Origin of the sequence: Gryllotalpicola reticulitermitis (assembly GCF_042651345.1) — a bacterium.
Classification (GTDB): Bacteria; Actinomycetota; Actinomycetes; order Actinomycetales; family Microbacteriaceae; genus Gryllotalpicola; species Gryllotalpicola reticulitermitis.
The window spans coordinates 118,826-132,538 of record NZ_JBHSCN010000005.1 but is presented as its reverse complement, the minus strand read 5'-3'; the positions used below and the strand labels follow the sequence as shown (position 1 = coordinate 132,538).

Genomic DNA, 13,713 nt, shown 5'->3' with positions numbered 1-13,713 from the left:
CGTCTAAATGCCCTGCGCGAGGCGCCAGTAGGCCTGATTCCAGCGGATCTCGTTCTCGACATCACGGCCGCGAGTGTTCTCGTCAATAGTGAAGAGTTCGATGCCGAGCATGCGCGCGAGGTCCTCGAACGCCTCGAGGCCGACGGCGGTCGACATCACGGTGTGGTGCGCGGCGCCGGCGGTGAGCCACGCGGTCGCCGAGGTCTCGAAGTCGGGGCGCGGCCGCCACACGGCGCGGCCCACGGGCAGATGCGGCAGCGGGGCGCGAGGCTCGACCACGTCGACCACGTTCGCGGTGAGGCGGAACCGGTCGCGCAGATCGGCGAGCGCGACCACGACCGCCGGCCCGGGGTCGGCGGTGAAGACGAGGCGCACCGGGTCGTCCTTGCCGCCGATGCCAAGTGGGTGGATCTCGAGCGACGGCGTCGCGGCGGTGAGTGACGGGGAGACCTCGAGCATGTGCGCGCCGAGGATCGTCTCAGCGCCGTCGACGAGGTCGTAGGTGTAGTCCTCCATCAGGCTCGCGCCGCCCGGCAGGCCCGCGCCCATCGCGGCGGCGGCGCGCACGAGCACGGCGGTCTTCCAGTCGCCCTCCGCGCCGAAGCCGTAGCCGTCGGCCATGAGGCGCTGCACGGCGAGGCCCGGCAACTGCTTCAGGCCGCCCAGGTCTTCGAACGTGTCCGTGAAGGCGCCGAAGCCGCCTTCCTCGAGGAACGACCGCAGGCCGACCTCGATCGCGGCGCCGTCGCGAAGCGACTGATGCCGGTCGCCGCCGGGGCGCAGCGCCGGGGTGACGTCATAGCGGTCGAGGTACTCGTCGATCAGCGCGGTGATCTGGGCATCCGTCGCCGCGTCAACCCGCTCGACGAGCTCGTTCACGCCCCAGGTGTTGACCTCGACGCCGAGCTTCGCCTGCGCCTCGGTCTTGTCGCCCTCGGTGACCGCGACCTGGCGCATGTTGTCGCCGAAGCGCGCGACCTTGAGCGTCGCGAGGGCGTGGCGGCCGGCGGCGGCGCGCATCCAGGTGCCGACACGAGTCTGCACCCGCGGGTTGCTCACATGGCCCACAACCGACTTGCGACGGATGCCGAGGCGGGTCAGCGCGTAGCCGAACTCGCGGTCACCGTGCGCCGCCTGGTTCAGGTTCATGAAGTCGAAGTCGATCTCGCCGTACGGCAGCTCGACGTTCGCCTGGGTGTGCAGGTGCAGCAGCGGCTTCGCGAGCAGCTGGAGGCCGGTGATCCACATCTTGGCGGGGCTGAACGTGTGCATCCACGCGATGACGCCGATCACGCGCTCGTCGGAGTTCGCGTCGAGCATCGCGCGGCGGATCTCGTCGGCACCGGTGAGCACGGGCTTCCACACGATCTTGACGGGCACGGCGGATGCCTCGGCAAGCGTCCGTGCGAGCCCCTGCGACTGCTCGGCCACCTGCCGCAGCGTCTCTTCGCCGTAGAGGTGCTGACTTCCGGTGAGGAACCAGACCTCGAATCCGTCATATGTCGAAAATGGAATGCTCATGCTCAGAGGGCTCCTTGCGGCTTCTGTCCATACACGTTCTGGTAGCGGTCGAAGAGCGCGTCGATCTTGTCCTGCGGGATCGGGATCGGCTCGCCCAGCTGCCGCGCGAAGTGCACCGTGCGGGCGACGTCCTCGGTCATGACCGCGGCCTTCACGGCGTCATTCGCGTCTTTGCCGATCGTGAACGCGCCGTGGTTCTGCATCAGCACGGCACGCGACCGATGCCCCGTGAGCGTCTCGACGATGCCGCGACCGATCGAGTCGTCGCCGATGATCGCGAACGGACCGACCGGGATCGGGCCGCCGAACTCGTCGGCCATGGCGGTGAGCACGCACGGGATCGCCTCGCCGCGCGCGGCCCAGGCCGCGGCATAGTCGGAGTGCGTGTGTACGACCCCACCGATCTCGGGCATATTCCGGTAAACGTATGCGTGCGCGGCGGTGTCGCTCGACGGCGAATGCTCACTGCCCGTCGAACCGGGGACGACGTTGCCGTCGAGGTCGCACAGGATCATGTTGTCGGGCGACAACTCGTCGTAGACGACCCCGCTCGGCTTGATAACGAAGAGGTCTTCGCCGGGTACGCGGCCGGAGATGTTCCCGCCCGTCCACACCACGAGCCCGTAGCGCACGAGCTCCGCGTGCAGCGCCGCGACCTGCTCGCGGATCGCCTGGATCGTCTCGTCGGCCGTCGTCATGCTGTCCTCACTGTCGTGGTCGTGGGCGTGGGCGTGGTCACATCCTCGGAGTCGGCGCCGCCGTCGCCATTGCTCAGGGCGTCGGCGGCGACGTGTTCGATCGCGAGGCCCGCCCGGAACCGCTCGAGATAGGCGGCGAAGCCCGCCGCGTCGGTATCGTCCGGCTGCTCGACCGTCAGCTCGGCGGACGCGAAGACGCGCTCGGCGAGGTAGGCGGCGAGGCTCTGATCCGAGGCGTGCTCGAGGTATGCGGCCAGCACGGCGGCGCCCCACGCACCGCCTTCGGCGGCGGTGTCGCCGACGGCCACCGGCGCGCCGAGCGCCGTGGCCAGCAAGCGCTGCGCGACGACCGGGGTGCGGAACAGGCCACCGTGCGCGAACATCTGATCGACCGCGACATGCTCGGATTCGAGTACGCGCATGCCGAGGCTCAGCGTCGCGAACACGCCGTAGAGCTGAGTGCGCATGAAGTTTGCGAGCGTGAGACGGCTGTTCGAGGTGCGCACCACGAGCGGGCGGCCGCTGTCGACGCCCGCGACCGGCTCACCGGACAGGAAGTTGTAGCTGAGCAGACCGCCACCGTCGGCCGCGCCGTCGAGCGCCGCGGTGATGAGCGTCGAGAAGACGTGGTCGGGCGGCACGTCGTGGCCACCGCTCAGCGCCACCGCGAACTCGCGGAACACGCTCGCCCACGCCCCGAGCTCACTCGCCCCGTTGTTGCAGTGCACCATCGCAACGGGCAGCCCGTCGGGTGTCGCCACGACGTCGATCTCTTCATGAACCGCGCTGAGCGCCCGCTCCAGCACGACCATCGCGAACACGCTCGTTCCGACACTGACGTTTCCCGTGCGGCGGGCGACCGAATTCGTCGCCACCATGCCGGTCCCCGCGTCGCCCTCCGGCGGCGCGAAACGGATGCCCGGCTCGAGAGTGCCGCTCAGGTCCAGCAGCTTCGCGCCCTCGTCCGTGAGGCGCCCGGCATCGGCGCCTGCGGAAAGCACCTCGGGCAACAGCCCCCGCACGCTGGCGCCCGGCATCCGTCGCCCGATCAGCTCGTCGGCCGCGGCGAGCATCCGCTCGTCATAGTCGCCCGTCTCGGGATCGATCGGGAACATGCCCGACGCATCGCCGACGCCGAGCACCGATCGCCCCGTCAGCTTGCGGTGCACGAAACCGGCGAGAGTCGTGAGCGACGCCAGCTGCCCGACGTGGCTCTCGCCGTCGAGAACCGCCTGGTAGAGGTGCGCGATCGACCAGCGAAGCGGAATGTTGAAGCCGAACGCGTCGCTCAGCTCGGCCGCCGCCGGCCCCGTCGACGTGTTCCGCCAGGTACGGAACGGCACGAGCAGCTCGCCGTCGCCATCGAACGCGAGATAACCGTGCATCATCGCCGAGATGCCGATGCCGGAAAGCGTCGCCGGGCGCACGCCGTGACGCTGCTGCGCCTCGTCGGCGAGCTCGGAATACGCCGCCTGCAGCCCGCTCCAGACGGCATCGAGCGGGTAGCTCCACCGGCCGTCGACCAGCTCGTTCTGCCACTCGTGAGCGCCCGTCGCAAGAACCTCGAAACCCGGCCCGATCAGGCACGCCTTGACGCGCGTCGACCCGAACTCGACCCCGAGGCTCGCGCGCCCGCCGGAGATCGCCTGCGCCGCAGTCGCGCACCCGCGCATGCCTTGCCCAGAGTTCTCTCCGCTGCCAGAGTCGGACACGCAGGCCTCCTTGCAATGCGGATCGGCGTCACCCGATGCTAGCGCCGAGAGACGCCGACTGTCGAACGTTCGACATTAATGGATCAGCCGACCTCTCGCGCCTCGCTCAGCGCCCCGGCTCAGCCGTCGACGCCCGCACAATGAGCCGTGGTGGGACCGCGATGGTTCCGGGTTGCTGCCCCAGGGCGAGGCTCTCGATGAGAGCGTGAGCGGCGCGCCGCCCGACGGCAGCGAAGTCTTGATTCACGGTCGTCAGCGGAGGGAGCGAGTGCCGGGCCTCCGGGATATCGTCGAAACCTAGGACACTGATGTCATCGGGGACCCGCAGCCCGCGATCGGCAAAGCCGTGAATGAGACCGATCGCCATTTGATCGTTCCCACAGAACACCGCGGTTGTCCCCCGATCAACGGCTCCGGCCGCCGCGTGGCCCGAATCCGCGCTCCAATCACCGTGGATCTCGCCACCGAGCACCAAGCCCGCTCGATCGATCTCAGTGGCGAAGGCCGCGTGCCGCAATCCCGAGTCAATGAAATCAGGAGGACCGGCGAGATGCTGGATTCTCCTATGTCCCAGCTCGACCAGGTGCTCCACGGCGAGACGGGTGCCAGCGCGCTGATCGACGGCGACAGAGGATACGTTGCCGCCGATTCCGGCCTGCAGCACAGTGATCGGGATCGTCGCTCCCACGGCAGCCACCTCCTGCAACGTACGGCGGTACGGCGCGATGACCGCAAGCGCCTCGATCGCCTGGCTAAGCAGAAAGTCAAGGCTCTCGCGCACTCGGCCCGGTTGCGCACTGGTGACCAGCGGGAAATATCCCGCCTCGCGTACGGCCTGCTCCACGGCGAACAGGCTTCGTGTCGGCCCGTAATCGGCGGTTGATGCCGCGAGTATCCCGATCGCGGAGCTCTTCCGCGTTGAGAGCCGCCGCGCGGCGAGATTGAGACGGTAGCCCGTCACCTCTATCGCAGCCAGCACGCGATCACGCGTCACCTGACTGACCGCGCCAGAGCCATTGATGACCCGCCAGACCGTCTGCGACGAGACGTTCGCCACCTCGGCTACGTCAGCCATGCTTGGGGCACGAGACGGCTCGGACATGGGACCTCACGCTAACGGAATCGGCGATGCCGCGCCCTGCTCTCGCGCGTCACCCGTCGCGGTGCCGGGGCGGGGGGCGTGAGGCGCATTCATTACTTTCCATAACATGGGATCAGTATTTGCATGATGGGAAGAGGACACGGTGACGGATCTCTTTGAGCTGCATGGGCGCACCGCGCTCGTCACGGGGTCGACCCGTGGCATCGGCCGCGCGCTGGCCGAGGGGCTCGCCGCCGCTGGCTGCGGCGTCGTGATCCACGGCCGTAACGCCGCGCAGGCGAGTGCGGTCGCGAGCGAACTGCACGACCGGTCCGGGATTCCAACTACGGGGGCGTCGTTCGACGTCGCCGACGCCGATGCGGTCGCGGCGGGAGTCGCCAGGATCGAGGCCGAGCTCGGCGCCATCGATGTCCTCGTCAACAACGCGGGAATCCAGCGCCGCTCCGCGCTGGCGGATTTTCCCGTCGAGTGGTGGGACGAGGTGATCGCCACGAACCTGACCGGCGCCTTCCTCGTCGCCCAGGCGGTAGCACGCGGCATGGTGCAGCGGGGCCAGGGAAAGATCGTGAACATCGGCTCGGTGCAGAGCCTGCTCGGCAGGCCGGGGATCACTCCCTACGCTGCGAGCAAGGGCGGGGTCGTCATGCTGACGAAGGGGCTGTGCGCGGATCTCGCGCCTCACGGGATCCAGGTGAACGCGATCGCGCCCGGGTACTTCATCACGGACCTCACCGAGAGCCTCGCCGCTGACGCACAATTCGACGCCTGGGTGCGACAGCGCACGCCGGCCGGCCGCTGGGGATCCGTCGACGAGCTCGTCGGCGCCCTCCGTTTCCTCAGCTCCGACGCGTCTAACTTCGTCAACGGGCAGACGATTTACGTCGATGGCGGCATGACGGCGGTGGTCTAGGCGTGGCGGATGACGCGGAGCAGGGGCAGAGCGAAGAGCGCAAGCCGCGCGACATGGTGGCGAAGGCGCTGGGTCTATTGACGCTCGTCGGCCAGCGGATGCCCGGCGCGACGCTGTCTGAGCTCGCGCGCACCTCGAAGTATCCGACGAGCACCACGTATCGCCTGCTGCGCAGTCTCGTACTCGAGGGGTTCGTGCGCTACGACGAGCAGACCAAGCGGTACTCCCTTGGGCCGACGCTCTTCATCCTGAGCGAGCAGGCCGCGTCGCAGATGGACTTCCACGAGATCACGACGCCGGTCCTGGAGCGACTGTCGCTCGTCACCGGCGACGCCGTGCTGCTCTCTGTGCTCGACGGCGACCGGGAGATGCAGATTCAGTCGGTGCGCGGCGGCCGCACCTTTCAGTTCCTCGGTCACCCTGGCCTCCACGCGCCGCTGCACTGCACCGCGCTGGGAAAGGTGCTCATCGCCTTCAGCGAACCGGGGGAGCGCGAGCGGCTGCTCAAGCGACTTCCGCTGTACAAGGTCGGGCCGAACGCAATCACGGACCGGCGAGCCTTCCGCGCAGAGATCGAACGCGTCCGCGAACAGGGCTGGGGCGTGGCGGACGAGGAGCACGAGTCTGGTGTCCGCTCGATCGCGATGCCGGTGCTGAGCGACCAGGACATCGCGATCGCGGCGGTCTCGATCGTGACCCCGCAGGCGCGCGGGCCGGTCACCGATCTCGAGCGCCTCCTGCCGGCCCTGGATGAGGCCACCCGGCAGCTCTCCGTCCTGTTGCGCTCGCGCAGCTTCCTTTACCGCTCGTCCAGTTCGGCATCGATCCCCAGGCGATAGACCCTCGTCGCGGTGTCGCCGAAGAGAAGATCCTGCTCCGCGGCCGTGGCCTCTTGGGCGATGACCTCGAAGGCGTCCCAGATCGTCTCGTAGGCGTAGGCACCGCGGTCCATGGGGAAGTTGCTCTCGAACATCGCTCGGTCGGCTCCGAAAGCCTCCAGCGCGGTGACGATGTATGGGCGGATCGCCTCGGCAAGCTCGGCGGGGTCGTCGAAGCGGGCGCGCCCCGCTAGCGGGCCTACGCGCATGCCGAGTCCGCCGAGCTTCATGTGTACGTTCGGCCGGCGCGCGAGGTCGTCGATTCCCGCACGCCACTGCTGGAATGCCTCCTCGTGACGGGAGTATGGCCCGGCGCCGAGCGGGCCACCGCAATGGTCCACGACGATAAGGGCATCCGGCACGCGATCCGTTAGTACGGCGATGTCGCCGAGCTGCGCCTGATAGCTCCACGCCTCGAAAGAGAGCCCTCGGGCTGCAAGTTCCGCTACCCCCCGGGCGAACTCGGGGGTCCGGTACAGGCCCTCCGGCGGGCTGACTCGGCCGTTCGGGATCTCGGGACTGGCATCCCACGCGCCCGTGTGTCTGATGCCGCGCAGTCGCCTGCGCGCCGCCAGCGCATGCGCATCGAGCAACGCCGGCAGTTGCGCCACGTCGCTGAGGTCTGCGGATGCCACGATGGCGCCGCACAGCCCGCGCCCGGCACCTTCCGACGCGGCATACTCGGTCTCCCCCACCTGGCGCAGCGGCCCGCGCTCGGCTCGGTACATCGCCCCGCACTCAACGAAGACGCTCTCGATCAGCGGCCGCTCGCCGCTGTCACCGAGGAGCTCCGCCACCCCGTATGCGGTTCCCTCATGGCCCGTCGGAGCCCCGCTCGCGGCCCATAAGTGATGGTGCCCGTCCACTACTGCCCGCTTGCGGGTCCTGGCGTCGGGGAAAGCGGGTGCTGGACTGCTCATCTGTCTCCTGAGGTGCGTTGCCGCCGAGTCGCCGAGGCACAACTCGGCGGGGCGTTGCAGTGTGATTTTGCCACTATATGAGAATCCATGCCATGATGCAGTCAAGACGCCTCCCGATAGCCAGGCGTCGCCCGGCTTTGGTCCGCGCTTTCAAGGAGGAAAACGTCAATGGCTCATTCACCAGCGCCCACCGCCACGGTGTCCCGCTCCCAGTCGATCGGCAGAGCCGCCCGCGCCGGCGTCGTCAGCGGCATCGGCACGTCCATCGAGTGGTACGACTTCTACCTCTACGGCACCGCCGGGGCGCTCGTCTTCAACAAGCTCTTCTTCCCTGAGATCAACCCTCTCGCCGGCATCCTCGCGTCCTTCGGCGTCTTCGCCGCGGGCTTCGTGACCCGCCCGCTCGGCGGCATCATCTTCGGTCACTTCGGCGACCGCGTCGGCCGCAAGCAGATGCTCATCATCAGCATGCTCATCATGGGACTGTCGACCTTCTGCGTCGGCCTGCTGCCGAGCTACAAGACGATCGGTATCTGGGCTCCCGTGCTGCTGGTCGTCCTGCGCGTCATCCAGGGCCTCGCCGTCGGCGGCGAATGGAGCGGTGCCGCCCTGGTGGCCATCGAAAATGCGCCGGCACACCGTCGCGGACTCTACGGCTCGTTCCCGCAGATGGGCGTGCCCTTCGGAAACCTGTTCTCGACGCTGATCTTCTCGCTTGTGGTCGCACTGCCCCATGCCGAGTTCCTCAGCTGGGGCTGGCGTATTCCGTTCCTACTCAGCATCGTGCTCGTCGGCGTCGGACTCTTCGTCCGGCTGCGTCTCAACGAGACCCCGCATTTCGAGGCCGTCACGCAGTCCAACAGCATCGTCAAGGTTCCGACGGCGGTCGCCCTGCGCCACTTCCCGATGTCGATCGTCTTCGCTGTCGGCGCCTGCTTCGCGCCGTTCATCTTCTCTTACTTCCTCACGACCTTCGGCATCACCTACGGCACCACCGTCGTGCACCTTTCCCAAGGCTTCGTACTGAACACCGTCGCGATCGCCTCCGCCGTCGAGCTCGTGACGATGCCCTTCGCGGGCGCGCTTTCGGACAAGTGGGGCCGGCGCCGCACCTACCTGGTCGGAACGATCGCCACGGCGATCGTCGTCATCCCCTTCTTCCTCGCGGTCAGCGGTGGAAGCTCCGCCGTCTGGTTCATCGCGGTCGTGTTCTGCACCGGCTTCATCCACCCCCTGATGTACGCCACGCTCGCCGCATTCTCGGTTGAACTCTTCCCCGCCAACATCCGATACAGCGCGACCGCACTCGGATACCAATTCGGCGGCCTGCTGGGCGGTGGCTTCGCGCCGCTCATCCTCACCAGCCTGCTCGCCGTCAACACGCACTCCTTCGCGCTGATCGCGGCATACATCTTCTTCGGATGCGCCGTGACGCTCGTGTGCGTGATCTTCGCCACCCGGCGCAAGCCACTGATCGAGAACGTCACCTTCGAACAGAAAGCCGCACACGTATGACCTTGCCCCCGATCCCCCGACTCCCCTTGAACGACGGGAACTCGATCCCCCAGCTGGGCTTCGGCGTATTCAAGGTGCCCGATGATGAAACTCAGGCGGCCGTCGAACTCGCGCTGGAGAGCGGATACCGCAGCATCGACACCGCGGCCTTTTACCAGAACGAGCGCGGCGTGGGTCGCGGACTCGCGGCCAGCGGACTGCCTCGCGACGACATGTTCGTGACCTCCAAGGTGTGGAACGACCAGCAGGGCGCCGAACTGACCCGCGCCTCCTTCGAGCACAGCCTCGATCTACTCGGACTCGACCGGCTGGACCTCTTCCTCATCCACTGGCCCGTTCCGTCGCGGGACCTGTACGTCGAGACCTGGCAGACGCTCATCGGACTGCGCGAGCAGGGACTCGTCACCTCCATCGGCGTCTCGAACTTCGAGCCAGCGCACCTCGAGCGACTTATCACCGAGACCGGCGTCGTCCCCGCGATCAACCAGGTGGAGCTGCACCCCTACCTGACCCAGCAGGCCGTGCGCGACTACGACGCCGAGCACCACATCGCGACGGAGGCGTGGAGCCCCCTGGCGAAGGGTGGGGACCTCCTCAGCGAGACCGTGCTCACCGCAATCGCCGCCGAGCACGGGAAGTCGCCGGCACAGGTGGTGATCCGCTGGCACCTCCAGAGGGGTACAGTCGTCATCCCGAAGTCGGTCACGCCGTCGCGGGTTCGCGAGAACCTCGACGTCTTCGACTTCGACCTGACGGCCTCCGAGCTTGAGGCGATCGGTTCGCTTGACCGCGATCTCCGAACCGGCCCCAACCCGAACGTGTTCGTTCTTCCCCCTGCAGCCTGATCCGCCCGAAAGAGGTATTCGATGCCATTCACGCGTGACAACTGGCCCATCCTCGCCGCGTTGCTACCGTTCCCGGTGGCGCAAAACGACTCGCCTGAGCAATGGCTCAGCGTTTTCCACGAGGTTGCGGATGCCGGTTTCGATGCCGTTGATCTGACCGACAGCTGGGTGCGCCCCGGAGACCTCGACGATGCACGGCTCGCCGACCTCCGCGCGGCATACACCGAGGCCGGGCTCAGGGCGCCGGCCATCTCGGCGATCCGCCGAAGTGTGATCGACGCGAAGAACGGCGAGGACAACCTCGCGTACAGTCACCGCACGCTCGAGGCGGCGGCGGAACTCGGTGTCGAGGTTGTCTCGTTCGGCCTGCACCAGGCACTCACCGCGGAGCAGCAGCAACAGCTGTGGTTCTGGACCGTCGAGGGGCATAAGGACCCGGTGGGCGATCGGGAGACATGGAACCTGGCGGTGACACGGTTGCGCGAGCTGGGGCAGCACGCGGCGCAGCTCGGGATCGTCATGACGCTCGAGATGTACGAAGACACCTACCTCGGCACCGGCGCATCGTCCGTGCGGCTCGTCGAGGACATTGGACTACAGGCTGTCGGTCTCAACCCCGACGTCGGCAACCTCGTGCGCCTGCACCGCCCGATCGAGGACTGGCGCGAACTGCTCCACATGGTCCTCCCCTACACGAACTACTGGCACGTCAAGAACTACTTCCGCGACGAGGACCCTGCGCAGGGAAGCTACGTGGCGCTGCCGGCGCCGCTCGAGCTCGGCATCATCAACTATCGCGCCGCGGTGAAAGAGGCGATCTCGGCCGGCTTCCAGGGCATGTTCTGCACCGAACACTACGGCGGCGACGGCCTCAGCGTGAGCGCGACCAACCGTGACTACCTGCGCCGGATCCTGCCCGCGGCCGACGGGTACGAAGCGTCGCGCAGCCGCGTGGCGCAGAACGCCAACGATCTGACGAACCTGAGAGTGCATGAGAATGAGTCCTGAGAATAAGTCAAACGCCGGAATCCGCGTCGGAGTGGTAGGCAGCGGGTACATGGGCGGGGGCATCGCTCAGATGCTCGCGCTGTCCGGGGCGACTGTCGCCCTTGCCGACGTGAGCGCGGAGGTCGCGGCCGCCAACCGCGCGCGCCTCGTCGCCGAGGCGAAGTCATTCGAATCCGACGGACTTTTCCCCGCGGGCGCTGCCGAGCTCATCGCGGAACGCCTGAGTGCAGCGGAGACCATCGAGGAAGCCGTCGCCTCAGCCGACTACATCGTCGAGGCGGTGCCGGAGCGCATCGACATCAAGCACGAAACGCTGCGGCGGATCAGTGCCGCGGCGCCACGCGACGCGGTGATCGCCAGCAACACCTCGACGATCTCGATCGCCAAGCTCGCTGAGGCGGTGTCGGACCCGGAACGCTTCATCGGCGCGCACTTCAGCAATCCCGCCCCGTTCATCCCGGGCGTCGAGATCATCCCCCACGAGGGCACCGCCCCCGAGATCATCGATCGCGCCGAGCAGATCGTGCGCGCGACGGGCAAGGAGACGGCGCGCGTCAAGGACTCCACCGGGTTCGTGCTCAACCGGCTGCAATACGCGCTGTTCAGCGAGGCGATTCGCCTCGTCGAGGAAGGCGTCGCCAGCGTCGAGGACATCGACACCGTCGTGCGCACCACCCTCGGCTTCCGGCTGCCGTTCTTCGGCCCGTTCGCGATCGCAGACATGGCTGGTCTTGATGTATACGACTTCTGCTACAGGTCGTTGCAGAGCGAATACCCCGAGCGGTTCGCGACGCCGCCCCTACTTGCCGCCATGGTCGCGCAGGGCAAACTCGGCACCAAGTCCGGCGGCGGCTTCCTGCCTGTCCCGGCCGATCGAGTGCCCGAGCTCGTCGCATACCGGAACAAGGCGTACGCGCGCATGAGCGCCTTCCTCGCAGAAACAGGGCCAGCGCCGGTCGAGTACGAGTAAGCGACCGCGGGGGGCGCGGTTCCGGAATCACCCGGCCCGAAGGGCTCTTCCAGCTACGACGGCGCTCGCCACAGCGCTCAGTTCTCTCACGCTACCGCGACGGCGATCTCGATCACGGCCCACGACAGCGGGGGAAGGGTCGCACGCAGCTCGCCGTCCGCGATCGCGGCGTGCTCGAGCTTCACGAGGCCGACGGCGTCTTGCCGGTCCTCGGTGTTCGCGGTGAAGCGGTCGCCGCCGTCGGGGATCGCGAGCACCTCGGCGCGCGTGACCTCCGAGGCGGTGAAGCCGCGCAGCGCGACCGTCAGATCTGCGTCCTCGTCGAGGCCGCGGTTGGCGAGGAAGACGGCGACCCGCCCGCGTTCGGCGTCGTAGGTGACGGATGCATCGACCACGGCCGCGTCACCGTACTGCGCCGTCTCGAAGCGGTCGCCGCTCGAGGCCACCCGGAGGATGTTGCCGCTCGCGAGCTCTGCCATGCGAGCGAAAGGCCAGAAGATCGTCTGGCGCCAGGCCGGGCCGCCCTCTTCGCTGCGGATCGGGGCGATGACGTTCACGAGCTGCGCTTGGTTCGCGATCGTGACGCGATCGCCGTGACGCAGGAGCGAGTTCAGGAGGGTGCCGACGACGACAGCATCCGTCACGTTGTACTCGTCCTCGATAAGGCGCGGATGCTCTCGCCACTGCTGCTTCTCGAGCACGTGCAGCTGGTCGCCCGCGTCGCCGCGCTGCTGGTACCAGACGTTCCATTCGTCGAACGAGAGCTGGATCGACTTGTTCGAGTGCCGTTTCGCCTTGACCGCGTCGGCCGTCGCGATGACCGACTCGATGAACGAGTCCATGTCGTTCGCGCACGCGAGGAACGACAGCGCGTCGCCGTCGTGCTCCTGGTAGTAGGCGTGCAGCGAGATGTAGTCGACCTCGTCGTAGGCGTGCGAGAGCACGGTGTGCTCCCACTCGCCGAAGGTCGGCATCTTCCGGCCAGACGACCCGACCGCGACCAGCTCGATCGACGGGTCAACGAGCTTCATCGCTTTGGCCGTCTCGTTCGCGAGGCGACCGTACTCGTCCGCGGTCTTGTGGCCGATCTGCCAGGGACCGTCGAGTTCGTTGCCGAGGTTCCAGACCTTGATGCCGAAGGGATCCTTCGCACCGTTCTTGATGCGCAGGTCGGACCAGGCGGTGCCGCCGGGGTGGTTCGCGTACTCGACGAGCGCGCGGGCCTCCTCGAGGCCGCGGGTGCCGAGGTTGATCGCCTCCATGACCTCGACGCCGGCCTCCTTCGCCCAGCCGGCGAACTCGTGCAGGCCGAACGCGTTGGTCTCGATCGTGTGCCACGCGCCGTCGATGCGGCGAGGGCGCTCGTCGACCGGGCCGATCCCGTCTTCCCAGTGGTACCCCGAGACGAAGTTGCCGCCCGGGTAGCGCACGATCGACACGCCCATTTCGCGAGTCAGCGCGAGAACGTCGCCGCGGTAGCCGTGCTCGTCGGCGGTCGGATGCCCGGGCTCATAGATCCCCGTGTAGACGCACCGGCCCATGTGCTCGACGAACGAGCCGAAGAGGCGGCGCGGCACCGGTCCGACGACGAAGTCGCGATCGACGGTGAGGCGGGCATTGGTCATGACTGCTCC

The 13,713-nt window shown here is 67.7% G+C and carries 12 protein-coding genes; 6 read left to right on the top strand and 6 right to left on the bottom strand.

What is annotated here, in order from left to right; all coding sequences use genetic code 11:
- Positions 1 to 3 precede the first annotated feature (3 nt).
- From araA to ACFOYW_RS07760, 4 genes are all read right to left on the bottom strand, one after another.
- Positions 4 to 1,521, bottom strand: coding sequence for an L-arabinose isomerase (araA, locus tag ACFOYW_RS07775; protein ID WP_390228279.1), 1,518 nt, complete (start codon positions 1,519 to 1,521; stop codon positions 4 to 6).
- Between the two features lie 2 nt (positions 1,522 to 1,523).
- Positions 1,524 to 2,219, bottom strand: a complete 696-nt coding sequence (locus ACFOYW_RS07770) for an L-ribulose-5-phosphate 4-epimerase (protein ID WP_390228278.1) — start codon at positions 2,217 to 2,219, stop codon at positions 1,524 to 1,526.
- Positions 2,216 to 3,892 carry a xylulokinase gene (locus ACFOYW_RS07765; protein WP_390229586.1) on the bottom strand — a complete coding sequence of 559 codons (1,677 nt, stop codon included), beginning with the start codon at positions 3,890 to 3,892 and terminating at the stop codon, positions 2,216 to 2,218. Before ACFOYW_RS07765 ends, ACFOYW_RS07770 begins: the two co-directional genes overlap by 4 nt.
- A 145-nt stretch (positions 3,893 to 4,037) precedes the next feature.
- Entirely contained in the window at positions 4,038 to 5,006 is a 969-nt protein-coding gene (locus ACFOYW_RS07760) for a LacI family DNA-binding transcriptional regulator (RefSeq protein ID WP_390228277.1), read from the bottom strand.
- Positions 5,007 to 5,175: 169 nt separating this feature from the next.
- Between ACFOYW_RS07760 and ACFOYW_RS07755 the strand changes: the two genes are divergently transcribed.
- Positions 5,176 to 5,943, top strand: coding sequence for an SDR family oxidoreductase (locus ACFOYW_RS07755; protein WP_390228276.1), 768 nt, complete (start codon positions 5,176 to 5,178; stop codon positions 5,941 to 5,943).
- A 2-nt stretch (positions 5,944 to 5,945) separates the two neighbouring features.
- On the top strand, positions 5,946 to 6,782 hold the full coding sequence (locus tag ACFOYW_RS07750; protein ID WP_390228275.1) for an IclR family transcriptional regulator: 837 nt from the start codon (positions 5,946 to 5,948) through the stop codon (positions 6,780 to 6,782).
- Here the strand turns inward: ACFOYW_RS07750 and ACFOYW_RS07745 are convergent.
- Positions 6,743 to 7,741: an amidohydrolase family protein gene (locus ACFOYW_RS07745; protein WP_390228274.1), complete on the bottom strand. Its 999-nt coding sequence runs from the start codon at positions 7,739 to 7,741 to the stop codon at positions 6,743 to 6,745. The genes ACFOYW_RS07750 and ACFOYW_RS07745 overlap by 40 nt on opposite strands.
- Before the next feature lie 168 nt (positions 7,742 to 7,909).
- Between ACFOYW_RS07745 and ACFOYW_RS07740 the strand changes: the two genes are divergently transcribed.
- From ACFOYW_RS07740 to ACFOYW_RS07725, 4 genes are read left to right on the top strand one after another with little or no spacing between them, the layout of a single operon-like run.
- Positions 7,910 to 9,256, top strand: coding sequence for an MFS transporter (locus ACFOYW_RS07740; RefSeq protein ID WP_390228273.1), 1,347 nt, complete (start codon positions 7,910 to 7,912; stop codon positions 9,254 to 9,256).
- Positions 9,253 to 10,101 (top strand): aldo/keto reductase, encoded by an 849-nt coding sequence (locus tag ACFOYW_RS07735; RefSeq protein WP_390228272.1) that lies wholly within the window; start codon positions 9,253 to 9,255, stop codon positions 10,099 to 10,101. The genes ACFOYW_RS07740 and ACFOYW_RS07735 overlap by 4 nt, the downstream gene beginning before the upstream one ends.
- Positions 10,102 to 10,122: 21 nt before the next feature.
- Positions 10,123 to 11,109, top strand: coding sequence for a sugar phosphate isomerase/epimerase family protein (locus tag ACFOYW_RS07730; protein ID WP_390228271.1), 987 nt, complete (start codon positions 10,123 to 10,125; stop codon positions 11,107 to 11,109).
- On the top strand, positions 11,099 to 12,079 hold the full coding sequence (locus ACFOYW_RS07725) for a 3-hydroxyacyl-CoA dehydrogenase family protein (RefSeq protein ID WP_390228270.1): 981 nt from the start codon (positions 11,099 to 11,101) through the stop codon (positions 12,077 to 12,079). Before ACFOYW_RS07730 ends, ACFOYW_RS07725 begins: the two co-directional genes overlap by 11 nt.
- 86 nt (positions 12,080 to 12,165) lie before the next feature.
- Here ACFOYW_RS07725 and arfA read toward each other — a convergent pair whose 3' ends face one another.
- The gene (gene arfA / locus ACFOYW_RS07720) at positions 12,166 to 13,704 is read right to left on the bottom strand and encodes an arabinosylfuranosidase ArfA (protein ID WP_390228269.1); all 1,539 of its coding nucleotides are present in this window, start codon (positions 13,702 to 13,704) and stop codon (positions 12,166 to 12,168) included.
- Positions 13,705 to 13,713: the final 9 nt, after the last annotated feature.